We start from the raw sequence: 23612 nt of genomic DNA, 5'->3' as shown, positions 1-23612 counted from the left end.
GTAATGAGAAGGAAAATTGCAAAATTTTCAATCTTGCCTGTTTTTGCAGGTTGCATGTTTTTCAGTTTTTCAACTAGAGAAGCAGCAAATTTGGAAATTGAAGGTTATTCAACTTCCAATCTAGATCTAAACTATACCGTAGCCCTTATAGAGGAAAGCGAATTAGTAAAAGATCAAAGCCTTGAAAGGGCGTTACCTGAACTGGGAAAGTCCTATGTAGGTTTTAAGGAAGCGGTAGGTTTTAAAGAATCCCGCGGAAATTATCAAACAATTAATGAGTTTGGTTATATGGGGAAATACCAGTTTGGTATTGGAACCCTGGAATTACTGGGCATTTACAATAGTGCAGAATTCCTTAACTCACCACAACTCCAGGAAGCCGCATTTTACACCAATGCTTCCAGAAACAAATGGATCTTAATTCGTGATATTGCCCGTTTTGACGGTAAAGTGATTAACGGAGTTAAAATAACCGAATCTGGTATTCTTGCGGCTGCCCACCTGGCAGGGCCGGGAAGTGTGAAAAAATACCTTAGAAGTTGGGGCGCACAGTCTTTTAGTGATGCTTTTGGAACTTCAATTAGGAATTATATGCGAAAATTTGGGGGTTATGATACTTCGTTTGTAAAACCCGAGAAAAACCCAAGAGTGAATATTAAAGCTTTTAGGGCTTAAATTTCTCGCTGAAAGATAAAAATAGCAGGCCTCTTATGGAGGTCTGTTTTTGTTTTCTTCCATTCTGAAACCGGTTTGGTTACAATGTATTCGGTAGGTAGTGTAAGATCGCAAGCCACACAAAGCCTGGTTGTGGGATTTAATAACTGAAGCAAATCTTCCAGTAATTTATTGTTTCTGTAAGGAGTTTCAATAAAAATTTGTGCTTCCTGTTTTTCAAAAGAAAGTCGTTCTAAATCTTTTATTTCTTTTTTCCGTTCTTTTTTATCTATCGGTAAATAACCATTGAAGGTAAATCGTTGCCCGTTCATCCCACTGCCCATCATTGCCAGTAGAATTGAAGAAGGCCCAACTAAAGGAATTACCTGAATACCTTCGTTATGAGCAATTTTCACAATTTCAGCTCCGGGATCTGCAACACCGGGACAACCAGCTTCACTAAGTAATCCTATATCTTTTCCTTCTTTACAATCGTTTAAAAATGAAGGGATTTCTGAGGCTTCAGTGAATTTATTTAGATGAAAAAATTGAAGACTGGATTGCTGTTTTTCGGGAAGTAATTGTTTTACGTGCCTTCTGGCGGTTTTTTCATTTTCAGCAATAAAAATATCCAGGTTTTCCATAATTTCTTTAACCTGCTGCGGTAAAACCTGCATTGGGTTTGCCGCTCCCATAGTGGTTGGAATAAGGTAAAGTTTTCCGGAATACTTAAAGTCTGCCATTATGCTTTGTCTTCTTCTTTCAATTGGTCTGCAATCTTATCGCAGGCTTCATCAAGCATTTGGTATACATTTTCAAACCCGTGGTCGCCGCCAAAATATGGATCTGGAACATCCACGTTTTCCGCAGGGAAAATTTCATCCAGGATCAGTTGTACTTTAGCGCGATCGTCGTCGTTTCTGGCAAGAGAGATCACATCTTTAAAATTCGAATTATCCATCACATAAATGCGATCGAATTTATCAAAATCTTCAGCCTGGAATTGCCTTCCGCGTTGGTAGGTGATATCCAGGTTGTTCTTTTTTGCTATTGCAACAGACCGTGGATCGGGAGCATCGTCTATATGATAATCGCCGGTTCCGGCCGAATCTACAAAAACCATAGATTCGTCTACTTTAGATTTTAAAATACCTTCGGCAAGCGGTGATCTGCAAATGTTGCCGAGGCACACCATCAATACCTTAGTCTTCATAAAAATACGTTTATATGGTAAGTTTCTTGTTGAGGTCTTCAACAAATTTTTTGAATTGCTTATCGGTCGTGGCCAGGTTATCTACCGTTTTACAGGCGTGTAAAACCGTGGCGTGATCGCGTTTTCCAATCTGGGAACCAATGCTCGCCAAAGAGGCTTTTGTAAACTTTTTAGCAAAGAACATAGCCAGCTGCCTTGCCTGTACTATATGTCTTTTTCGGGTTTTAGACTGCAAAGTTTGCACATCCATCTGGAAATAATCACTAACCACTTTTTGAATATAATCTATAGAAACTTCGCGCTTGGTATTTTTCACGTAGTTGTCTACGATCTTTTTTGCGAGCTCTAAGGTAATATCTTTCTTATTAAAAGAAGAGTGGGCGATAAGTGAAATAATTGCACCTTCCAATTCCCTGATATTGGTCTTAATATTATTAGCTAAAAACTCAACGATTTCTTCCGGCATTTCTACCCCGTCGCGATAAAGTTTGCTTTTTATAATAGAAATACGGGTTTCAAAATCGGGATGTTGCAATTCTGCAGAAAGTCCCCATTTAAATCTTGAAAGCAGGCGTTGTTCAATATCCTGCATATCTACCGGCGCTTTATCACTGGTAAGAATAACCTGTTTTCCGTTTTGATGTAAATGATTAAAAATGTGGAAGAATACATCCTGCGTCCCTGCTTTTCCAGAAAGCAACTGGATATCATCAACAATTAAAACATCAATAATCTGGTAGAAATGAATAAAATCATTTCTATTATTTTTCTTTACCGATTCAATATACTGCTGTGTAAATTTTTCAGCAGAAATATATAAAACCGTCTTTTCTGGATATTTATCTTTAATTTCAACCCCAATAGCGTGTCCCAAATGCGTTTTTCCTAATCCTACCCCGCCAAAAATAAGCAAGGGGTTAAAAGAGGTGCCGCCCGGTTTATTAGCCACCGCTAAGCCCGCCGATCTTGCTAATCTATTAGAATCTCCTTCCAGGAAATTTTCAAAATTATAACTTGGATTAAGTTGCGATTCAATTTTTACATTTCTAATTCCAGGAATTATAAAAGGGTTTTTTAATTCGGGGTTTTTATTTTTTAAAGGTACATCTACTTCCTGGGAGGCCATATGACTTCGTTGCGTACTCGGTATTTTTTCGGTAAAAGGCATTTTATTGCCGTAGGTATTTTCCATTTTGATCACATAGACCAACTTGGCTTTTTCTCCTAATTCTTTGGTAAGGGAAACTTTTAAAAGCTTAACATAATGTTCTTCTAACCATTCGTAAAAAAACTTAGAAGGCACCTGTATGCTCAGTGCACAATCTGTAAGTTTTACTGCTTGTATAGGTTCAAACCACGTCTTATAAGCCTGTGGAGTAATGTTATCTTTGATAAAAGCCAGACAGCTATTCCAAACTGATTGCGCAGTTTTTGACATGCTTTGTGTTGTATTATTTTAGATTAGTAGTGGTTTATTAGCAGTTAAAAGAGTTAGGGGTCTTTCAACTTTAGTAGAACAAATATGTGAACAAATTATGTAATAAAAAAACCGGTTTAGGGTTGAATTTTAATAAAAATTTGTGCATACTTAATTCCGCTTATGAAAGTACAAAACCTCATTCACTTTACCTGTTAAATTCAATATGAAAAGTCACGTTTCTTATGTTAAAGTCCGTTATGCGGAAACCGATCAAATGGGTGTGGTTCACCACGGTAATTATGCTCAATACTTTGAAATTGCCCGCTTAGACTGGCTTTCGGCCCTTGGAATTTCTTATAAGTCTATGGAAGAAAATGGAGTTATGTTGCCTGTGTATGAGCTAAATACAAAGTTTTTAAAACCGGCCGTTTTTGAAGATGAACTTAAAATTGAAATGAGATTAAAAGAACTTCCATCGGTAAAAATAACTTTTGAATACCTGGTTTTTAACCAACGTGAAGACTTTATTACAAAAGCTTACACAACATTGGTTTTTATGGATTCCAAAACCAAAAAACCAATTCGCTGTCCACAGTATATTTTGGATAAATTGACATAATCATATCAAAAAACCTCACAGGTTTCCAAAACCTGTGAGGTTTCATTTTCAAAGAATCGTCATTACGAGCGGAGCGAAGTAATCTACAAATGTTTACTCAAATTCTACAGATTGCTTCTCCCGATTATCATCGGGATCGCAATGACAAGAAAAATTCAATCTTCCAACTTTTTAATTCCAACTTTATAAGTAGCATCAAATTTTTCGAAAATAGCTGCAGCTTCTTTTTTTCTCACTGAAATATAAATCTTGCAATCCAACTCTAGTTTTTGTTCAACGATATTGAGATTATTTTCTTTTATTAATCGCATCACAATATTCATTTCAGGATAATCAAAACTAATTTCAAAAAGTTCATCAATAGTTCTCTTAACGATATTGGCTTCTTCCAATGCCATTTGCGCTGCAGTTTTATAAGCCTGAATCAACCCACCAACACCCAATTTTACACCGCCAAAATATCTAACCACCACAATTAAAATATTGGTAACCTCAAACGATTGAATTTGCCCATAAATAGGCATTCCGGCCGAATTTGAAGGCTCGCCATCATCATTGGCGCGATATTGAAAATCAGATTTTCCCAATTGCCAGGCATAACACCAGTGCCGCGCTTTGTGGTGCTTTGATTTTAATTCTTCTAAATAAAGATTCGCTTCTTCTTCAGTCTTTACCGGAAAAGCATAACCAAAGAATTTAGAATTTTTATCCTTAAAAAGGACTTCTGGTGAAGCTTTGGTGATGGTTTTATAAGTGTCTTTCATTATTGCTAATTTTTAAATCAGACGTCATTACGATCCCGATTTTTATCGGGAGAAGTAATCTGTAATTGGTTAGCCCTTAGGTTTGAGATTGCTTCAGCCACAAAAAATGGCTTCGTAATGACGGATATAATAATTTTCTACTGGCTACTCGCCACCAGGATAATACTTATTACGGCAAGCGCAATTCCAATCCAGTTTTTCTTAAGTAAAACTTCTTTAAAAAGTACAATTCCCAGAATAGTTGAAGCCAATACAATCCCTACGTGGTTTAAAGTGAAAATTACTGAATTTTCAAATCCGGGAGACCGTAGTGCCATCACTAAAAAATAAATAGAAAAATAATTCGGGATTCCCAGTGCGATTCCACCGGCGATATTTTTCCAGGTAATTTTTAGTTTTCCTAAAACTGCCTGTCCAATCAAGATCGCTGTCCCGATAATGCCAGCGATTCCAAAAATGCTGGAAGAAAAAAGCCCCACATCGGTTTCAGAAACATAGAAATTTTCCAGGTAATTTATGGTGGTGTCTATAATCCCGCTTCCAATAAAAACCAGCAAGGGAAAAATCAGGTTTTCTTTCTTAATAGTAATGCCTTTTTTGGTTTTAATAGAACTCAAATAAACAGCTGCTAAAGCCAGGATAATACCCGAAACTTTTAAAAAACCCAGGCTTTCGTCGTAGATAAATATTCCGAAGAAAACTGGAATGGCAACCGACATCTTTGTGGCTACAGAAACTACTGAAAGTCCGCTGCGTTGCGTGGTAATCGCCGCGAGGTTAAAAACCGTAATAAACATGGCGCCCAGAAAAACAGTACCCAAAAACCAGGATTCCGAAGGAATTCTTACAATATCATCAACACTTTCTATATATCCAAAAAAACCAACGATGCAAGCAATAAAATAATTGGCGATAATGGCTTGCAGCGTGTTAATACCGTATTTTTTATAAAGCCGAAAAACGATAAAAATAACGGTAGAAGAGAGGATGCTTAGCAGCAGGTAGATCAAAATAATTCCTTTTTAGCGGTAAATAAATCGATGACATCTTCCCGGGTAGGTTCAATATTCCAGGTATAGATTCCTAAATTTTCAGCGGCATCAGTATTTTCTTTGGTATCATCTATAAATAGACATTCCTGGGGTTTTAGGTCGTGTTGTTTTAATACGAATTCATAGATTTCAGCATCGGGTTTTCTGAAATTTATCTCGTGAGAAAGATAAAATGCATCAAAACAAGCATTGAAATCTTCGAAAAACGGTACATTACCTTTAACCCAATCAATATGGATTTCGTTGGTGTTGCTCAAAAGAATTAACTGGTAGTTTTTTTCTTCGGAAAGTTTCTTTAAAAACTGGTAGCGATATTCAGGGAAATCAACCAAAATAGCATTCCAGGAATTTCTGAAATGTTCTGTTTGTAGCTGAGAATGTTCGCTCTGATAAGATTTTACAAATTCTTCAGAAGAAATAAGCCCTTTTTCATATTGCTGATTTATATCCATCAAATTCTCTGAGAGCTTTTCGATTTCATATTTATTCATTTCGCGCATCGTAGCCGGTTTATCCAGGTTTATGAATACGTCTCCAAAATCGAAAATTATCGTTTTAATCATTTCTATAAGTTTTTAAATTATCCCGCTCCAAACTGATTTCTGAAAACATTTTTCCTGAAAACTCCGGTGCTTTTAGGCCTTTATGAAATTCAGAAATCCCGGTAAAAACTCTTGCTTCATCCCAAAGATCTACATCAATAAATGTCTGAAGCGTTTTTGCACCACCTTCAATAATAACCGATTGTAGATTATGCCGGTAAAGCACCTCGCAAATTTGCTGCGATAGATCTTGCTGAAAATCGAGTTTTTCAAATATTAAATTATTCTTGTCTGAAGTTTCATTTTCGTTTAAAACTATGGTTTTTATACTGCCATCAAACAATGCAGATTCCTGCGGAATTTTTAATTCTTTATCTATCACCACCCGAACCGGGTTTGTACCTTCCCAAAGTCTTGTATTCAGTTTGGGATTATCAGCAATGGCGGTGTTTGTGCCCACTAAAATAGCCTGTTCTTCGCTGCGCCATTTATGCACCAGTTGTTTAGAATATTGATTGGTGATCCAAACAGGTTCCCGTTTTTCCTGAATTTTGGGAGCGATAAAACCATCGGCGGTTTGGGCCCATTTCAAAATAATATAAGGCCGTTTTTTTTGATGAAAAGTAAAAAAGCGTTTGTTTAAATCCTGGCATTTTTTTTCCAGAATCCCTACCTGCACTTCGCAACCGGCTTCCATCAATTTTTTAATACCGCGGCCGGCAACTTCGGCAAAAGGATCTACCGTACCAATAACAACTTTTTTTATGCCTTTAGCGATAATTAAATCGCTACATGGCGGCGTTTTCCCGAAATGGCTACAGGGTTCCAGGCTCACATAAATAGTAGCCTTTTTTAAAAGCGACTCGTCCTTAACCGAATTAATCGCGTTTACTTCGGCATGTGGGGCTCCTGCTTTTTGATGCCAGCCTTCACCAATTATTTTGTTTTGATGAACAATTACGCTGCCTACCAGCGGATTGGGATAGGTAGTTCCCAGACCGTTTTTGGCCAGTTCGATACAGCGTTTTATATATTTTTCGTGTATATTCACGCCACTAAAATAGGATTATTTACCAAGAATGAACACGCTAAAAATACGGGAAATTCAACCCGAAGACAATCAACAAGTTGCCGAAGTAGTAAGAACGGTTTTAGTAGAAATGGGCGTTCCTAAGGTTGGCACCGCCTATGAAGACGAAGCCCTGGACGATATGCATGCCACTTACCAGCACCCACGAATGAATTATTTTGTGGTAGAAAACGAAGGAAAAATAATTGGGGGAGCGGGAATTGCACCCTTAATCGGACTGGAAGAAAAGATATGTGAATTACAGAAAATGTATTTTTTGCCTGAAGCACGAGGCAAAGGTTTGGGCGCGCAAATGATGGATACCTGTCTTAAATTTGCCAAATCACAAGGTTTTAAGCAATGCTACATTGAAACCCTGCCCTATATGGAAAGCGCCAGAAAACTCTACGCCCGCAGCGGATTCAAATCTTTAGAAAGACCCCTCGGTGACACCGGGCATTATAATTGTACGATGTGGATGATTAAGGATGTTTAGGAAGGAAAAGTGATGAGAGAAGAGTGAAGAGTGAAAAGTGAAGAGTGAATAGAGAGTTATTTAAAGGTCGAAGTTCGGGGTTTTAAATTTATTGTTTTACAAAACCACAAACCACTGACAACCGATAACTGAGAACCGATAACTGACAACCGAAAACCGACAACCCACAACTGGAAAGATGAAACTAAAACCCCAAAAAGAAATATTCGCTAAATCACTGGAAAACGAATATCCTGCGGAAGAAGTGCTTTCTTTTTTCTTTTTGCTTACCGAAGCTTTTTTTAAGATAAATCGGTTGAATCTTGCTTTAAATCCAGAGCTTGAAATTGATGAAAATCAGGTTGAGAAATTGGATTTAGCCTTGGCTCGTTTAAAAAAACACGAACCCATTCAACATATTATTGGAGAAACAGAATTTTTTGGATTAACTTTTAAAGTCGATAAAAATGTATTGGTACCCAGGCCGGAAACCGAAGAATTAATTGAATGGATTTTAGAAGATTTTTCGGAAGAGGAAGCTCTTAAAATTCTGGATATTGGTACGGGTAGCGGTTGCATCGCTATTAGCCTGGCAAAAAACCTTCCAGAGGCTAAAATTTCAGCTATAGATATTTCAGAAGAGGCTTTGAAAATTGCAGCTCAAAATTCAGAGATAAATAAAGTACAGTTAGATTTTATTCAGCAGGATATTCTTCAGTTAGAAAATTTAAAGGAAAACTACGAAATAATTGTTTCCAATCCGCCATACGTTCGGGAGTTGGAAAAGAAGGAAATGCACCGGAATGTTTTAGATTATGAACCTGAAACCGCATTATATGTTAAAGATGGAAATCCTTTAATTTTCTATGAGAAAATCATGAAATTGGCTAAAACCGCTTTAAATCCGGGTGGAAAACTCTATTTTGAGATCAATCAATACCTGGCAGAAGAAACCGAAAAGATGATGCAAAAACAAGGCTTTAAAACCGAATTGCGAAAAGATCTTTTCGGAAATTTTAGAATGCTAAAAGGGGAAGTATAATAATTCCTACAATGTTTTTAAAACCTTATAGGTATATGAATTCTTTATTATCTCAAGCACATTTAAGAAACCAGGTTCACGAATAGAAAATCTAAAAGTTTTGGAAAATAACAATAAAAACCAACTTAAAAGCATTGCCGTTTTTTGCGCAAGCAGCGAAGGCAATGACGAAAAAATATACACCGAATCTTACCGATTGGGAAAAATTTTAGCCCAAAAAAATATTAAACTGGTTTTTGGCGGCAGTAAACTTGGCTTAATGGACCAGGTTGCGGCCGGAACACTTCAAAATGGAGGAGAAGTTATCGGGGTGATTCCAGATTTTTTAAAAACCAAAGAAGTGGTTCATACCGATCTAACCGAGTTGATCACTACCAAAGATATGCACGAGCGCAAGCTTAAAATGCACGAATTAAGCGATGGTTTTATTGCGCTCCCCGGCGGATTTGGAACTTTTGAAGAGCTTTTTGAAATCGTAACCTGGGGGCAGTTGGGATTGCATCAAAATCCTATTGGATTATTAAATATCAACGGATTCTACGACGATCTTATCGCGATGCTTAAAACAATGGTAAGAAAGGGATTGCTGAGAAAGGAGAATTTTGATCTTTTACTTATTGCTGAAGATATAGAGGAATTACTGGAAAAAATGTATAATTTTAAACCAATGCCGGTTCCCAAATGGATGAATAAAGACCAGACCTAAAAAGCCCGAAAAGATGAAAATTCATAAACTTCAAATTTATTCCGATAATATTAAGGAGCAACTTCGGTTTTACCGGGATCAATTGAATTTAAAAATCAACGATTATTCCGAAGATCATTTTGAAGTTGAGACCGGGTATTCCACAATAAAATTTCAGTATAAAGAAAACGCGACAGCTTACCATATTGCCTTTCATATTCCCGATAATCAACATAATAAAGCGCTGGAATGGGTGAAAGAGCGGGTTCCTGTTTTAGAAGGTAATGGGCAGGAAATTGTAGATTTTATGGCCTGGAATGCCAAATCGCTCTATTTCTACGATGAAGATAAAAATATAATCGAATTCATTTCCCGTAAAAATTTCAGCAAACCGGAATCGGCATTATTTTCAGAAAGAAGTATTTTAGGAATTAGTGAAGTTGGATTGGTTACGGAAAACATTCAGGAAAAATTCAAATTTTTAAATTCAAATTTTCAATTGGAAAAATACGATGGCGATTTTGAGCATTTTTGTGCGATTGGTGATGATGAAGGTTTGCTCATTACCATTAATCAAAAGCTTAAAGATTGGTTTCCTACCGATGATAAAGCTTATAAATCTGAATTCGAAATTGAATTTACCCACAAAGAGGAAAAGCATTTCCTTATTTTTGAAAACGATAAATTAAAAGCTCAGCACTAACTTACCAGTTCCATTTTTTATGAGTACCGAAGAAAAAATTAAGCAGTTACGCGAAGAATTACACAGGCATAATTATTTATATTACATAGAAGATAAGCCCGAAATCAGCGATTATGATTTTGATATAAAGCTGAAAGAATTACAGGATTTGGAAGAAAAAAATCCTGAATTGGATGATCCTAATTCTCCTACGCGTCGTGTAGGTGGTGCAATAACCAAAAATTTTAAAACTGTAGTTCACGATTATAGAATGTATTCGCTTTCCAACTCCTATTCCAAAGAAGAGCTGGAAGATTGGGAAAAGCGCATTGAGAAATCTATTGGAGGTAAGGTGCAATATGTTTGCGAGTTAAAATATGACGGTGCTTCGATTAGCCTGACTTATGAAGATGGAAAGTTAAAACGTGCTGTTACTCGTGGAGACGGATTCCAGGGAGATAATGTGACCAATAATATAAAAACCATAAGATCTGTACCTTTAAAGTTGAAGGGGGAATTTCCGCAAAAATTTGATATTCGGGGTGAAATTGTTTTGCCATATGAAGGTTTTGCGAAAATGAATGCTGAAAGGGTTGAAGCCGGCGAAGAACCTTATGCAAATCCTCGAAATACCGCTTCCGGAAGTTTAAAACTTCAGGATAGTGCTGAGGTTGCCAAAAGGCCTTTAGAGTGCCTGCTGTATAGTTTGATGGCCGATAATTTACCGGTGAAATCTCAATTTGAAGGTCTGGAAAAAGCCAGGGACTGGGGTTTTAAAGTTCCACCTGAAGCTGAATTAAAAGATAGTATTGCTGAAGTTCTGGATTACGTAAACTATTGGGATCAGCACCGCCACGATTTGCCTTATGAAACTGATGGGGTAGTGGTGAAAGTAAATAGTTTTGACCAGCAGGACGAACTGGGATATACCGCTAAATCCCCACGTTGGGCAATGGCTTATAAATTCAAGGCCGAACAGGAAAGCACCAAATTAAATAAAATAACCTACCAGGTTGGGAGAACCGGCGCAATAACTCCTGTGGCTAATCTTGATCCTGTACAGTTAGCCGGAACCACCGTAAAACGTGCGTCTTTGCATAATGCCGATCAAATTGAAAAACTTGATGTGCGGGAAGGTGATACCGTTTTTGTAGAAAAAGGCGGAGAAATTATTCCGAAGATTGTTGGGGTTGATTTCACCAAAAGAGATCCCGAAACCCCGGAAACCAAATATGCCGAAACCTGCCCCGAATGCGATAGTGAATTAATTAGAAAAGAAGGCGAGGCTCAACATTACTGCCCAAATTATAATGGCTGTCCGCCACAGATTGTGGGAAGAATTCAACATTTTATTTCCCGAAAAGCGATGGATATAGAAGGCCTGGGTGGAGAAACCGTTGCTTTATTGGTTAATGCTAATCTAATAACCAATTACGCCGATCTCTATACACTGAAAAAGGAAGAAGTTCTTCCCCTGGAAAGAATGGCTGAAAAGTCGGCGGAAAATTTGATTAACGGAATCGAAAAGTCGAAAGAAATTCCTTTTGAACGCGTTTTATTTGCCCTGGGAATAAGATATGTTGGCGAAACTGTTGCTAAAAAACTGGCGAAACATTATAAAAATATTGATGCTTTGGCTTCAGCTTCAACCGAAGACCTGACAGCGGTTGATGAAATTGGAGAACGCATCGCCGAAAGTGTAACCGATTTCTTTGCTTCCGAAGAAAACAGGGAGATTGTTCAGCGTTTAAAAGACTACGGACTTCAATTGGAAATCGCCGCAGAAGAATTGAAAAATCAGAGCGATATATTAGAAGGAAACACATTTGTGATTTCCGGAGTTTTTGAAAAAGTTTCCAGAAACGAGCTTAAGAAAATGATAGAAGATAATGGCGGGAAAGTTTCGGGATCAATTTCAGGAAAAACCAATTATTTAGTAGCCGGGGAAAATATGGGCCCCAGCAAACTGGCAAAAGCCGAAAAAGTTGGGACTAAGATTATTTCAGAAGAAGAATTCCTGGAGATGTTATCTTAAGTGCTGATGTACTTCACCAGACCGCAATAAATTAAAAATCAATTTTTACAATTCAAATAAATCATATATTTTTGTATCTAAGCGAATACACTTAGCTAGATGTTCTTTATTGAGAAAACGGTAGAATTTGACAAGTGGTTAAGAAAACTAAAAGACTTAAGAGCAAAATCTAAGATTTTGTTCAGAATCCAGAAACTGGAAACCGATGAACACTTTGGAGACTGCAAACCTGTTGGAGGGGGAATAAGTGAGCTAAGAATTAATTATGCGAAAGCATATAGAATATACTTCAAGGAAAGAGATGGGAAAATTATTATTCTGCTGATTGGAGGAGATAAATCAACCCAACAAAAGGACATCGAAAAGGCAAAAGAAATTTGGAGCAAATTAAAAAAGTAAAAATGGAAACATCAAAATTTGATATTGCAGACTATTTGGACAGTAACGAAATGATTGCCGAATATCTTAATTCCGTTTTAGAAGAAGGCGACAATGCAGATTTAATTATTGCACTCAGGCATATAGCAAAGGCTATCGGAATGACAAAAATTGCGGAAGAAACCGGGTTAAGTAGACCTAGCATATACAAAGCATTATCTGATGGAGCAAAACCACAATTTTCGACAATAATGAAAGTTTTAAAAGCTGTTGGAGGACAAATTAGGGTAAACCCAATTTCAAGATAAAACGACACTAAAACTGGGCTTAAGTCAATAATGGCTTAATCTTCATCATACAAAATCCCTGAATAGCCTTTAAGCTGTTCAGGGATTTTTAATTTTTATAGGTTAATAACTAAGGCTTATTAATTAAGCAGAAAGATTTTTAATAGTTCCTTCCATTATTTTCAAGGGGAGTTGGAGGGGTTTTACGAGTTGTTAAACCTCAATCTTTAATCCATTAGTTTCAATATTATTTTTATCATCTAAGTAAAAATCAATTCTTCCCAGGTAAAGTCCGTAACAACCAACCTGGTTTACCAAAACTTTTTTGCCGACTTTATTGGTTTCAATAGTTGGTTTATCTAGAAAAGTATGGGTGTGCCCGCCAATAATTAGATCTATATTTTCTGTTGCTTGAGCCAGTTTAATATCAGAAACCTTATCACTACTGTATTTGTAACCTAAATGCGAAAGGCAAATTACCAGGTCGCAGTTTTTCTCTTCTTTCAGAATTCGGCTTTGATCCTGGGCTATTTCTACAGGATCCAGGTATTTGGTTTCTTTATAAAGCCCTTCATTTACCAAACCTTGTAATTCGATTCCCAAACCAAAAATACCAATTTTCACTCCGTCTTTAGTGAGAACTGTATGATCGTGAGTTTGCCCATTCATCACTGTATTACTAAAATCGTAATTTGAAGAAATAAAATCGAATTCGGCGTGCGGAAGTTGCGCATATAATCCATCTATCCCGTTATCAAAATCGTGGTTTCCTATGGTGGCTGCGTCGTATTTCATTTTACTCATCAGCTTAAATTCCAGTTCCCCGCCATAAAAATTAAAGTATGGTGTGCCCTGGAAAATATCCCCGGCATCTAATAATAAAGTATTGGGATTTTCATTTCTAACCTGCTGAATTAAAGTCGCTCGCCTGGCTACTCCGCCCATATTGGGGTTCCTGGAATCGTCGGATCCAAAAGGTTCTATATGGCTATGCACATCGTTGGTGTGCAAAATGGTAATATGCTTTTTATAGTTGGGTTTAAACGAAAGTGAACTTAAGCCACCAATTCCTATAAAGGCTGTGGCTGCTGAGGTTTTTTGTATAAAATTTCTTCTTTTCATGCCTTACTTTCTTATAAATCTATTGTCTTTGTCCACTTTTAAAGTATCTACCTTTTTAAAATAATCTATAATGGAATTTCGTATTTTGTAGTCTACTTTGTGGAGTGCTACTGGATCTTTGAAAAAGTTCATATTGTCGCCGCCTTGTTGCAAATAATCTGAAGTTGCTACAAAATAGGTTTTATCTTCATCAATTTCCTCTTCGTCAATTTCAGCGCTGGTTACTTTATAATTTTGATCCATTTCTATTTGAATTCCACTAACGGGATGAGCGGTTTTTGCCCGTTCCAGGTAAGTAAGCATCTCGTTAATTTTTTCCCCCGAAAGTTCAGCGACTACAATCTCATTTTCAAAAGGCATTAAGGCGTAAGCACTTCTGGTAGAAATATTTCCTTTATTTAAGCCAGATCTAATTCCGCCGTGATTCAACAACACCATATCTATATCGTTTCCTGTTCTGCTCTTGAAGACGGGATTGGCCTGTGCCATCACAATATCGGCCATTAAATTACCAATAGCGGTATTTAAATCGCCGTCACTTTTCACCATATCGCGGGGATTATAAGCTAAAGTGCTATCCAGGGTTTTATTTAGATGTTCCTTAAATGGAGCTACAAATTCTTCTATACTGGCATTGGGTTCAATATTTTCATCTATAGCAATTCGTTGCCCTTTTATTTCGGCAGTTTCAACCTTATTTCCTTTACAACTAAATAAAATTATCGAAAGAAGCAGGTATAAACTTAATCTTATTTTTTTCATTCGTTTTTAATTTTCACCCATTTTAGGAATTTGCCGCAAACCAATTATGAATTTCTTTTATCTGGCAATTTTTGGATTTCAGCATTATACGATCATACTGATTTTATCTAATTTTTCTTAAAAGCTCAAAGATAAATAGATTATCCGGCTCAACTTAGATTTTACTTTTGAAAATTTAAAGGTATTACAACGGAATAATTAATCCCTTTATCGAAAAACAGGTTAAAATTTCTAAAAATAGCAATGCTTTAATCAAATGGACATTATTGATAAAAGGATTTTTATATTTTCGAGCCGCAATTAAATGAAAATGAGTCTTTTTCAATACATTCTTATATTACTCGTTCCGCTGCTAGCTGCAAATTTATATGCTGCAGTAGCTGAAGCCAACTGGTTAATGCAGGCCACACAGCTTATTTTTGTTCCGGGTCTTGCCGGTATTTATATTAAGCTGAAAAAAAATATGGGTTTGAATGCGATACTCTTTTTTCTCTTTTTCTTTCTGGCTCAAATAAGCGGCTTCATATTTAATACTAATAACTTAAGCCTTTTTGCTTTCTTCTTTTATATTATCGCATATTTTGGTTTAAGCAGGGAAGCTTTAAAGAATACGCAAATGGAACCTGCCAGTAAAACCATATTGGTTTATTTTTTTCTACTAATAGCGGTAAATACCTATTTGCTATTTACCCACGTGCTTGAACTTAAACGCTATATGAGTAGTGAGCTTGAATTTGGCATTTATATAGCCTATTACGGGGTTTTACTGGTTATGGGCATTATTTCCCTTATTTATTATTTGAATTCGTACTCCAAAAAGGCAATTTATTTTGTGACGCTGGTGCTTACCTTTATATTTTCAGATGTTTTTAGAGATTCTGCGCATTTTTATATGAAAGATTCTGCTATTTTAATTACCGGTAATTTGCTCTGGTATACAGGTTTAATCTTTAGCTTGCTATTCTTCCTAACTCCCGAGCGAAAACTTCGCTTATTGAATCTTCTTTAATAAGTTGAAGCTTTTCCCTGTTTATTTTTTAACAGAAAAAACAAAGCTGTTAAATATGTGCTTTTCTTTTAAATACAAAAGTAGATTTTTGTTCCTGAAATTGGCAAAATCAATACATTTGTCGCCCGAAAATTTTGCATTTTTCAGTTTTACGCCGAGATCGTGCAAATCTTTTCGATTATCATAAAAATTAAAACAGAAATGAAATCATTTATTGGTACGGGTGTGGCTTTGATAACTCCTTTTAAGGAAGATTTATCTATAGATGTGCAAGCCCTGGAAAACCTGGTAGAAAACCAGGTAGAAAATGGAATAGATTACCTGGTGGTTTTAGGAACTACCGCAGAAAGCGCCAGCCTTAATAAAGAAGAAAAACAACTTGTAATAAATACTGTTGTAAAACAGAATAATAAACGCCTACCCCTGGTTTTGGGAATGGGAGGAAATAATACGTACAGCCTTTGTGAAGAACTAAAAGCTGCAGATCTCTCTGCTTTTGAAGCAATTCTTTCTGTTTCTCCTTTTTACAATAAACCCACGCAGGAAGGAATTTACCAGCATTTTAAAGCCGTTGCTGCCGCTTCCCCGTTGCCCTTAATTCTTTATAATGTGCCGGGAAGAACTGCCTCGAATATCCTGCCCGAAACCATAAACCGAATTGCCAGGGATTTCGATAATATAATTGGGGTAAAAGAAGCTGCCGGCGATATGGTACAGGCTATGAAATTAATAAGCCTGGTGCCAAAGGATTTCCTGGTAATTTCAGGAGATGATATGCTTACGTTGCCTATGGTTTTAGCCGGAGGAAAAGGAGTGATCTCGGTAATAGCCCAGGGATTCCCTGCAGAATTTTCCAAAATGGTTTCACTCGGATTAGAAGGGAAACCTGCCGAGGCTTACCAACTTCATTATAAATTACAGCGATCTATAGATTTGATTTTTGCTGAAGGAAACCCCGCCGGAATTAAAGCGCTGCTAACTTTAAAAGGAAGTATTCAAAATAACCTGAGATTACCATTGGTAAAAGCAACACCTGCGCTTCAGCAACAAATTGAAGATTTTCTAAAGAATTTTAAATAAACGAGCTGGGAGTATTAAATCTCGATTCTCGAGTAAATTTTAAAAACTAATTACAGAGAATGTCTGAAAAGTTTTTTAACCGTCATTCTGAACTTGTTTCAGAATCTAAGGTGTGGATATTCAAAACATGTTAGAAGCTGAAACAAGTTCAGCTTGACGAAACTAGACGTTTTAGATAGTCTTATTTTTTCAGCAAGTACCTTAATTTTTCCATTTTCAGTATAATAAAAAGAGAGTAAAAAGGTTGTCTAAGGTGGTAACACAAAGTTTTTTTTATACTGAAGAAAAATGTACTTTTGCCAGATGTTTTTACAAATGATGAAGAAAGCAATTTTATTAGTAGCAGTTTTAATGTTAACTGTGTCCTGTGGCGAGTATCAAAGCTTACTTAAAAGTGATGATGCCGGCGCTAAGTATACTTACGCTGAAGATTTATATAATCAAGCCCAGGAAGAAAATAGCAAGAAAAAATATCGCAAGGCCCTTAGGTTGTTTGAGCAAATTGTTCCGCAGTATCGCGGGAAGCCACAGGGGGAGAAACTTAGTTTCTTATTTGCCAATACCTATTACCAATTAGGAGATTATTACCTTTCTTCTTATGAGTTTGAGCGTTTTCAGCAATCTTATCCTAATAGTGATAAGGTAGAAGAGGCGGCTTATAAAAAGGCGAGAAGTTTTTACGAACTTTCTCCAAGATACGACCTTGATCAAACCGATACCAATAAAGCAATTGCAGAACTTCAGGCTTATTTAAACACTTATCCTGAAGGTGAGCACGCCGAGGAAGCCAACGATATGGCTGCTGAATTGCGTATAAAACTGGAGAAAAAAGCATACGAAATCGCCAAGCAATATCATTTAACAGGAGAAGCCAGAGCCGGGAACTACCAGGCGGCAATCACCTCGTTTACCAACTTCCTATCTAATAATCCCGGGTCTCCGTTTAGGGAAGATGCACATTATTATAGATTTGATTCGGCCTATCAACTGGCAGTAAACAGTTTTAGAGACCTGATGGAAGAACGACTTGTGGAAGCCCTGGAATATTCCCAGGAATATAAAAAATATTACCCTGAAGGTGAATATTCTGAAGCCGTAGAAGCTTCAGCCGAAGACATAAAATCACGCTTACAAAATTTTTAATAGTAGATAGAAAGATGGATATTAAAAAGACAGACGCACCAATTAACACAGTTACCTTCGATAAGAACAAGGTAGACGAGCCAACAAGTAACATATATGAGGCTATTTCAGTGGTTGCGAAAAGAGCAAATCAAATAAATTCTGAGATCAAAAAGGAATTGTTGGAGAAGCTTGACGAATTCGCGACTTACAACGACAGTCTTGACGAGATTTTTGAAAATAAAGAGCAAATTGAGGTTTCTAAGTTTTACGAAAAACTTCCAAAACCACACGCTCTTGCTATCCAGGAATGGTTAGACGGTAAGATCTATTACCGAAACACTCAAGATTCTGAAGAAGCAGAAGCTTAATTAAGATGTCTGTACTAAAAGGCAAAAAAGTGCTTTTGGGCATAAGTGGAGGAATCGCCGCTTATAAATCTGCTTTTTTAGTACGTTTATTTATTAAAGCCGGTGCACAGGTAAAAGTTGTGATGACGCCGGCTGCAAAAGAATTTGTCACCCCGCTTACGCTTTCAACACTTTCAAAAAACGAGGTTTTTTCCTCTTTTACTGAAGATGATGAAGATGAGCAATGGAACAATCACGTAGAACTCGGCCTTTGGGCCGATTTTATGCTTTTAGCCCCTGCCACTGCCAATACTTTGTCTAAAATGGCCACGGGCAACAGCGATAATTTTCTGCTTGCCACATATCTTTCGGCAAAATGCCCGGTTTTCTTTGCACCTGCAATGGATTTAGATATGTATAAACACCCTTCCACAAAAAAGAGTTTTGAGAGCCTAAAATCCTACGGAAATATTATGATTCCCGCGGGAACGGGTGAACTTGCCAGCGGATTAAAAGGGGAGGGAAGAATGGCAGAGCCCGAAGAAATAATTAGTTTTCTTGAAGCACATTTTTCTGAGAACCTGCCCTTAAAGGGAAAAAAAGTGCTTATCACCGCCGGTCCAACTTACGAAGCTATAGACCCTGTTAGATTTATAGGAAACCATTCCAGCGGAAAAATGGGGTTTGAACTCGCTAAAAAAGCCGCTTCCCTTGGTGCTGAGGTGATCCTGGTTTCGGGCCCTACCCATTTGGAAATTGATGATCCCAGGATCAATTTAATTAGCGTGGTTAGTGCCCGCGAAATGTATCTCGCCGCACACGATTATTTTGAAAATGTAGATGTAGCTATCGCTGCCGCGGCGGTTTCAGACTATAAACCGAAGATCGTAGCTGCTCAAAAAATAAAAAAGGCTGAAGAAAACCTAAGCCTTGAACTCACAAAAACCCAGGATATTCTTCTTTCTTTGGGAAAAAAGAAAACTCATCAAAAATTGATAGGTTTTGCTTTAGAAACCAATAATGAGCTGGAACACGCCCGGGAAAAACTTGCAAAGAAAAACCTCGATTTTATTGTGCTTAATTCTTTAAACGATGCCGGTGCAGGGTTTAAAAAAGATACCAATAAAATTACTTTGGTCTATAAAGATTCAGAAAAGGCTTTTGATTTAAAAACCAAGGCCGAGGTTGCTACCGATATTTTTAACGAAATTGTACATTTGTTAGATGCGTAAATTACTATTTCTTATCCTCTTAGTTACCGGGATGCCTTTTGCGGCAGCCCAGGAACTTAATTGCGAAATAGTGATCAATACCGAGCAAACCGGGCAAAGCAATCTATCAGTGTTTAGAACTTTAGAGAATTCGCTGCGGGAGTTTGTAAACCAAACTTCCTGGACAAATAAAGAATTTGAACCGGGAGAACGCATCAGTTGTAGTATGTTTATTACCATAAACGATTTTGAAGGTGAATCTTTTAGCGGGACAATACAGGTGCAGTCTTCCAGGCCTGTTTACGGCTCTAATATGGTGAGCCCAATCTTAAATTTTAACGATTCTCAATTCAGCTTTAATTATCGAGAATATCAGCCTTTAAACTACAGTCAGAATTCCTTTTCAAATAACCTGGTTTCGGTAGTTTCCTTTTATGTCTACACCATTTTAGGAATGGATGCCGATACTTTTGCTCCTGAAGGTGGTACCAATTATTACCAGGAAGCCAACCGAATTGTAAATACCGCGCAGCAAAGCGGACGCTCCGGCTGGAGTGGAGCCGACGGACAATCTTCACGGTTCCGTTTAAATGCCGATTTGCTCTCTAATATGTTTACTGAATACCGTACTGCTTTATACCAGTATCATCGCCAGGGTTTAGATGTATTGCATAAGGATCCTGAAGCTGGAAAAATTGCAATTGCTGATGCTCTGGAAAGTTTAACTACCATGAATTCCAGGAGAGCGAATTCTTTATTGCTTAGAAGCTTTTTTGATGCCAAAGCCGATGAGGTGACGCAGATCTTTAGCGATGGCCCCGAAATTAATCGTCCTGGATTAAGTCAGACACTAAGTGGCCTGGCGCCCCGATATTCCCGTAACTGGAGAAATATTCAGTAAAGATTTTTACTCGATAATCGCGGTTTAAAAGTTGAATATCCGTAAACAGTATACTTTAAAATTTAGACGTCACCCTGAACTGGTTTCAGGGTCTAAATTGAATGGTAGGTACTATTCGTGTTAGATGCTGAAACAAGTTCAGCATGACGATTTTTTCATAAATTCACTTCTATGAGGGAGACCGGATATACATTTGAAAAGTATTATTTCTTTAGCAAACGTCTGTATAATCGAATTTTTCCCTTTTGATATAACTTCCGGGTTTACCCAAAGTTTATTGTTGATTAGGAATAATTTCTCCCGTATATTTAGCCCAAATTTAGTTCACTTTGCTCACAGCGCTATCCATTAAAAATTACGCCTTAATTGAAGATATAAACATCAAACTTCAAGAGGGTTTTACTATTATTACAGGAGAAACCGGTGCCGGTAAATCTATTATGCTGGGCGCACTTGGCCTCCTTTTAGGTAACCGTGCCGATTACGGAAGTATTCGAGATACAGAGAAAAAATGTGTAATAGAAGGGAGTTTCAACATCTCTAATTATAAGCTGAAAGATTTTTTTGTTTCTGAAGACCTGGATTATGAAGAAAATACAATAATTAGAAGAGAAATTCTGGCTTCGGGGAAATCCCGCGCTTTTGTAAACGATACGCCGGTAAAACTGACTTCTCTTAATAAACTTGGTGAATATTTAATCGATATCCACAGTCAGCATGAAACTTTGAGTTTGGGTAATAACGATTACCAATTCCAGGTGATAGATACTATTGCTAACAGTGATGCTTTACTGTTGGAATATAAAACCGAACTTAAATCTTATAAAAGCCTGCAAAAAAAGCTGGTTGCCCTAAAAGAACAACAAGCACAGGCTACTAAAGAATACGACTATAACCTGTTTTTACTGAATGAACTTGAAGATGCGCGTTTGGAAAACGGAATGCAGGAAGAACTGGAAACTCGTTACGAAGAATTGAGCAATGTAGAAGAGCTAACCGAAAATCTAAGTTCGGCTTTAAATTTACTGGAGCAGGAAGAAATAGGGAGTTTAGACAGTTTAAAGCAGGCTCGAACAGCATTAGCTAAGATCGCTAATTTATCGTCAAATTATGAAAGTTTACACCAGCGTGTAGAAAGCGTAATTATTGAGTTAGATGATCTTTCTGCTGAAGTGAACGAGGCGTTGGATAATGTAGAGGCTAATCCTGAAGAACTCCAATCTACCAATCAAAAGCTTCAGTTAATCTATAATTTACAGAAAAAACATTCCGCAGAAAGTATTGCTGAATTGTTACAAATAAAAGAGGAACTACAGGAAAAAGTTTCGGTAAGTGAAAATGCCGAAAATGCACTTTCAGAATTAGAAAACGCAATTGTTAAGCAGGAAACTAAATTAGGAAGTATCGCGGCGAAACTGCACGAAAAACGAAAAGCAATAGTTCCGGCGTTTATTAAAGAAGCCGAAAGTTTACTGGCTGATCTTGGAATGCCAAACGCCCGATTAAAAATAGAATTAAAAAAAGCCCCGAATTTTCTCGCTAACGGTCAGGATGAACTTTTCTGGTTGCTGGCGGCGAATAAAGGAGGAGATTTTAAAGAAATTAAAAAAGCAGCTTCTGGTGGGGAACTTTCCCGAATTATGCTGGCAGTAAAAAGTATTTTGGCCGCGCAAAGCAAACTTCCCACAATTATTTTTGATGAAATTGATACGGGTGTTTCAGGAGATATTGCGCAGAAAATGGCGGGGATTTTACAACGAATGGGGAATGCGATGCAGGTGATTGCCATTACGCATCTTCCGCAAATTGCCGGGAAAGGAAACAGTCATTTTAAGATATTTAAAGAAGATTCGGCGAATGCCACTACTACCAAGATAGAAGAATTGAAAGATAGCGAGCGTGTAGAAGAGCTTGCCATGATGCTTGGCGGTAAGAATATTGGAGATTCGGCGCGGGCTCACGCACGTGCACTCCTGGATTAAAACTATGGTCTGAAAGTAATTTTGCTATCTTTACGCGATAATTGAGATTTAAATATTTCGGGGCTTGCCTCGAAATTAAAATTTTATACTTTTTGAATGCTTTGTGAGCTTGCTCCAAGCTAGTTTATACTAACAACACGAAAAAATATATCACTATGTCATATAACCTGTTAAAAGGAAAAAAAGGAATCATTTTTGGCGCTTTAGACGAAAATTCTATCGCCTGGAAAACCGCTGAGCGCATTAAAGAAGAAGGCGGGGAGTTTGTATTAACCAACGCTCCAATTGCTTTAAGAATGGGAACACTTAAAGAGCTTGCCGAGAAAACCGGTTCAGAAATTATTCCTGCCGATGCTACCAAAATAGAAGACCTGGAAAACCTGGTTGAAAAATCTATGGAGATCCTTGGCGGAAAAATTGATTTTGTGCTTCACGCTATCGGGATGTCTGTAAACGTGAGAAAAGGGAATCATTATACCGAACAGAATTACGATTTCACCCAAAAAGGCTGGGATATCTCTGCGGTTTCTTTTCATAAAACCATGCAGGTACTTTACAAAAAAGAAGCGATGAACGAGTGGGGAAGTATTGTAGCACTTAGCTATATGGCGGCGCAACGCGTATTTCCCGATTATAATGATATGGCCGATAATAAAGCCTTTTTAGAATCTATAGCGCGTAGTTTTGGTTATTTCTTCGGAAAAGATCATAAAGTGAGAGTGAATACCATTTCACAATCGCCAACCCCAACCACTGCAGGACAGGGTGTAAAAGGATTTGACGGCTTTATCGCATACGCCGATAAGATGTCGCCGCTTGGTAATGCAACGGCATTAGAGTGCGCCGATTACACTGTGAGTTTATTTTCAGATCTTACTAAAAAAGTAACGCTTCAAAACCTCTTCCACGATGGCGGGTTCTCTAATATGGGAGTTAGCCAGGAAGTGATGGATTCTTTTATTAAAGGGCAGGAGGAGAAATAAGAAAATTATGTTTTTTCATCATGCTGTTCCGAAACTTCGGGACAGCATGACGTGCAATAATAAAGTAGTTTCAGGGTAACGTTAGTTTTAATATTAACTCTACCCTGATTTTTTCATTTTTACAGTTCCCATAATTGTCCACAGGGATATTTTATTAAATCATTTTTCACCAC

General features: G+C 37.4%; 26 protein-coding genes. 17 read left to right on the top strand and 9 right to left on the bottom strand.

What is annotated here, in order from left to right:
* Nucleotides 1-3 precede the first annotated feature (3 nt).
* Nucleotides 4-675 carry a peptidoglycan-binding protein LysM gene (locus B5488_RS07070; protein WP_079734630.1) on the top strand — a complete coding sequence of 224 codons (672 nt, stop codon included), beginning with the start codon at nucleotides 4-6 and terminating at the stop codon, nucleotides 673-675.
* On the opposite strand, the gene B5488_RS07065 is transcribed toward B5488_RS07070, so the two are convergent.
* From B5488_RS07065 to dnaA, 3 genes are read right to left on the bottom strand one after another with little or no spacing between them, the layout of a single operon-like run.
* Nucleotides 672-1397: an SAM-dependent methyltransferase gene (locus B5488_RS07065; protein WP_079734628.1), complete on the bottom strand. Its 726-nt coding sequence runs from the start codon at nucleotides 1395-1397 to the stop codon at nucleotides 672-674. The genes B5488_RS07070 and B5488_RS07065 overlap by 4 nt on opposite strands.
* Nucleotides 1397-1867 (bottom strand): low molecular weight protein-tyrosine-phosphatase, encoded by a 471-nt coding sequence (locus B5488_RS07060; RefSeq protein ID WP_079734627.1) that lies wholly within the window; start codon nucleotides 1865-1867, stop codon nucleotides 1397-1399. Before B5488_RS07060 ends, B5488_RS07065 begins: the two co-directional genes overlap by 1 nt.
* Before the next feature lie 10 nt (nucleotides 1868-1877).
* Nucleotides 1878-3305 (bottom strand): chromosomal replication initiator protein DnaA, encoded by a 1428-nt coding sequence (gene dnaA / locus B5488_RS07055; RefSeq protein ID WP_079734626.1) that lies wholly within the window; start codon nucleotides 3303-3305, stop codon nucleotides 1878-1880.
* A gap of 205 nt (nucleotides 3306-3510) precedes the next feature.
* Here dnaA and B5488_RS07050 point away from each other — a divergent pair, with 205 nt between their 5' ends.
* Complete coding sequence (locus tag B5488_RS07050) at nucleotides 3511-3906, top strand: acyl-CoA thioesterase (protein ID WP_079734624.1); 396 nt, start codon at nucleotides 3511-3513, stop codon at nucleotides 3904-3906.
* 155 nt (nucleotides 3907-4061) lie between these two features.
* On the opposite strand, the gene B5488_RS07045 is transcribed toward B5488_RS07050, so the two are convergent.
* The 4 genes from B5488_RS07045 to ribD all read right to left on the bottom strand — a co-directional run bounded on the left by B5488_RS07045 (nucleotide 4062) and on the right by ribD (nucleotide 7315).
* Nucleotides 4062-4670: an IMPACT family protein gene (locus B5488_RS07045; RefSeq protein WP_079734623.1), complete on the bottom strand. Its 609-nt coding sequence runs from the start codon at nucleotides 4668-4670 to the stop codon at nucleotides 4062-4064.
* A 137-nt stretch (nucleotides 4671-4807) separates the two neighbouring features.
* Complete coding sequence (locus B5488_RS07040; RefSeq protein WP_079734622.1) at nucleotides 4808-5680, bottom strand: hypothetical protein; 873 nt, start codon at nucleotides 5678-5680, stop codon at nucleotides 4808-4810.
* Nucleotides 5677-6285 carry an HAD family hydrolase gene (locus B5488_RS07035; protein ID WP_079734621.1) on the bottom strand — a complete coding sequence of 203 codons (609 nt, stop codon included), beginning with the start codon at nucleotides 6283-6285 and terminating at the stop codon, nucleotides 5677-5679. Before B5488_RS07035 ends, B5488_RS07040 begins: the two co-directional genes overlap by 4 nt.
* Nucleotides 6278-7315 carry a bifunctional diaminohydroxyphosphoribosylaminopyrimidine deaminase/5-amino-6-(5-phosphoribosylamino)uracil reductase RibD gene (gene ribD, locus B5488_RS07030; protein WP_079734620.1) on the bottom strand — a complete coding sequence of 346 codons (1038 nt, stop codon included), beginning with the start codon at nucleotides 7313-7315 and terminating at the stop codon, nucleotides 6278-6280. Before ribD ends, B5488_RS07035 begins: the two co-directional genes overlap by 8 nt.
* A 28-nt stretch (nucleotides 7316-7343) precedes the next feature.
* On the opposite strand from ribD, the gene B5488_RS07025 reads away from it, so the two are divergent.
* The 7 genes from B5488_RS07025 to B5488_RS06995 all read left to right on the top strand — a co-directional run bounded on the left by B5488_RS07025 (nucleotide 7344) and on the right by B5488_RS06995 (nucleotide 12938).
* The gene (locus B5488_RS07025) at nucleotides 7344-7829 is read left to right on the top strand and encodes a GNAT family N-acetyltransferase (RefSeq protein ID WP_079734619.1); all 486 of its coding nucleotides are present in this window, start codon (nucleotides 7344-7346) and stop codon (nucleotides 7827-7829) included.
* Between the two features lie 178 nt (nucleotides 7830-8007).
* Nucleotides 8008-8850 carry a peptide chain release factor N(5)-glutamine methyltransferase gene (gene prmC / locus B5488_RS07020; protein ID WP_079734618.1) on the top strand — a complete coding sequence of 281 codons (843 nt, stop codon included), beginning with the start codon at nucleotides 8008-8010 and terminating at the stop codon, nucleotides 8848-8850.
* 100 nt (nucleotides 8851-8950) lie between these two features.
* The gene (locus B5488_RS07015; RefSeq protein WP_231919814.1) at nucleotides 8951-9556 is read left to right on the top strand and encodes an LOG family protein; all 606 of its coding nucleotides are present in this window, start codon (nucleotides 8951-8953) and stop codon (nucleotides 9554-9556) included.
* A gap of 13 nt (nucleotides 9557-9569) precedes the next feature.
* The gene (locus B5488_RS07010) at nucleotides 9570-10238 is read left to right on the top strand and encodes a VOC family protein (RefSeq protein WP_079734616.1); all 669 of its coding nucleotides are present in this window, start codon (nucleotides 9570-9572) and stop codon (nucleotides 10236-10238) included.
* A 19-nt stretch (nucleotides 10239-10257) separates the two neighbouring features.
* On the top strand, nucleotides 10258-12252 hold the full coding sequence (ligA, locus tag B5488_RS07005; protein WP_079734615.1) for an NAD-dependent DNA ligase LigA: 1995 nt from the start codon (nucleotides 10258-10260) through the stop codon (nucleotides 12250-12252).
* Between the two features lie 99 nt (nucleotides 12253-12351).
* On the top strand, nucleotides 12352-12651 hold the full coding sequence (locus tag B5488_RS07000) for a type II toxin-antitoxin system RelE/ParE family toxin (protein WP_079734614.1): 300 nt from the start codon (nucleotides 12352-12354) through the stop codon (nucleotides 12649-12651).
* A 2-nt stretch (nucleotides 12652-12653) separates the two neighbouring features.
* A complete protein-coding gene (locus B5488_RS06995; protein WP_079736549.1) occupies nucleotides 12654-12938 on the top strand; it encodes an addiction module antidote protein in 285 nt (94 codons plus the stop codon).
* 192 nt (nucleotides 12939-13130) lie between these two features.
* Here the strand turns inward: B5488_RS06995 and B5488_RS06990 are convergent, their stop codons facing one another.
* Both B5488_RS06990 and B5488_RS06985 read right to left on the bottom strand, forming a co-directional pair.
* Nucleotides 13131-14039 (bottom strand): bifunctional metallophosphatase/5'-nucleotidase, encoded by a 909-nt coding sequence (locus B5488_RS06990; protein WP_079734613.1) that lies wholly within the window; start codon nucleotides 14037-14039, stop codon nucleotides 13131-13133.
* A gap of 3 nt (nucleotides 14040-14042) precedes the next feature.
* Complete coding sequence (locus B5488_RS06985) at nucleotides 14043-14801, bottom strand: 5'-nucleotidase C-terminal domain-containing protein (protein ID WP_079734612.1); 759 nt, start codon at nucleotides 14799-14801, stop codon at nucleotides 14043-14045.
* A 310-nt stretch (nucleotides 14802-15111) separates the two neighbouring features.
* Here B5488_RS06985 and B5488_RS06980 point away from each other — a divergent pair, with 310 nt between their 5' ends.
* The 8 genes from B5488_RS06980 to B5488_RS06945 all read left to right on the top strand — a co-directional run bounded on the left by B5488_RS06980 (nucleotide 15112) and on the right by B5488_RS06945 (nucleotide 23439).
* Nucleotides 15112-15810: a hypothetical protein gene (locus B5488_RS06980; protein WP_079734611.1), complete on the top strand. Its 699-nt coding sequence runs from the start codon at nucleotides 15112-15114 to the stop codon at nucleotides 15808-15810.
* Between the two features lie 201 nt (nucleotides 15811-16011).
* Nucleotides 16012-16890 (top strand): 4-hydroxy-tetrahydrodipicolinate synthase, encoded by an 879-nt coding sequence (gene dapA, locus B5488_RS06975; protein WP_079734610.1) that lies wholly within the window; start codon nucleotides 16012-16014, stop codon nucleotides 16888-16890.
* Nucleotides 16891-17205: 315 nt separating this feature from the next.
* Nucleotides 17206-18033, top strand: a complete 828-nt coding sequence (locus B5488_RS06970) for an outer membrane protein assembly factor BamD (protein ID WP_231919813.1) — start codon at nucleotides 17206-17208, stop codon at nucleotides 18031-18033.
* A gap of 14 nt (nucleotides 18034-18047) precedes the next feature.
* Nucleotides 18048-18383 carry a DNA-directed RNA polymerase subunit omega gene (locus B5488_RS06965; RefSeq protein WP_079734608.1) on the top strand — a complete coding sequence of 112 codons (336 nt, stop codon included), beginning with the start codon at nucleotides 18048-18050 and terminating at the stop codon, nucleotides 18381-18383.
* A gap of 5 nt (nucleotides 18384-18388) precedes the next feature.
* Entirely contained in the window at nucleotides 18389-19594 is a 1206-nt protein-coding gene (coaBC, locus tag B5488_RS06960; protein ID WP_079734607.1) for a bifunctional phosphopantothenoylcysteine decarboxylase/phosphopantothenate--cysteine ligase CoaBC, read from the top strand.
* Nucleotides 19587-20474, top strand: coding sequence for a type IX secretion system protein PorD (porD, locus tag B5488_RS06955; RefSeq protein ID WP_079734606.1), 888 nt, complete (start codon nucleotides 19587-19589; stop codon nucleotides 20472-20474). Before coaBC ends, porD begins: the two co-directional genes overlap by 8 nt.
* 329 nt (nucleotides 20475-20803) lie before the next feature.
* On the top strand, nucleotides 20804-22456 hold the full coding sequence (gene recN / locus B5488_RS06950; protein WP_079734605.1) for a DNA repair protein RecN: 1653 nt from the start codon (nucleotides 20804-20806) through the stop codon (nucleotides 22454-22456).
* A 155-nt stretch (nucleotides 22457-22611) separates the two neighbouring features.
* Nucleotides 22612-23439, top strand: coding sequence for an enoyl-ACP reductase FabI (locus B5488_RS06945; RefSeq protein ID WP_079734604.1), 828 nt, complete (start codon nucleotides 22612-22614; stop codon nucleotides 23437-23439).
* Nucleotides 23440-23612 lie beyond the last annotated feature (173 nt).

The sequence above is a fragment of the Salegentibacter salegens genome, from assembly GCF_900142975.1.
GTDB lineage: Bacteria > Bacteroidota > Bacteroidia > Flavobacteriales > Flavobacteriaceae > Salegentibacter > Salegentibacter salegens.
Note: the sequence above shows the minus strand (reverse complement) of the source record. Positions and strands in the feature narration are given on the sequence as shown.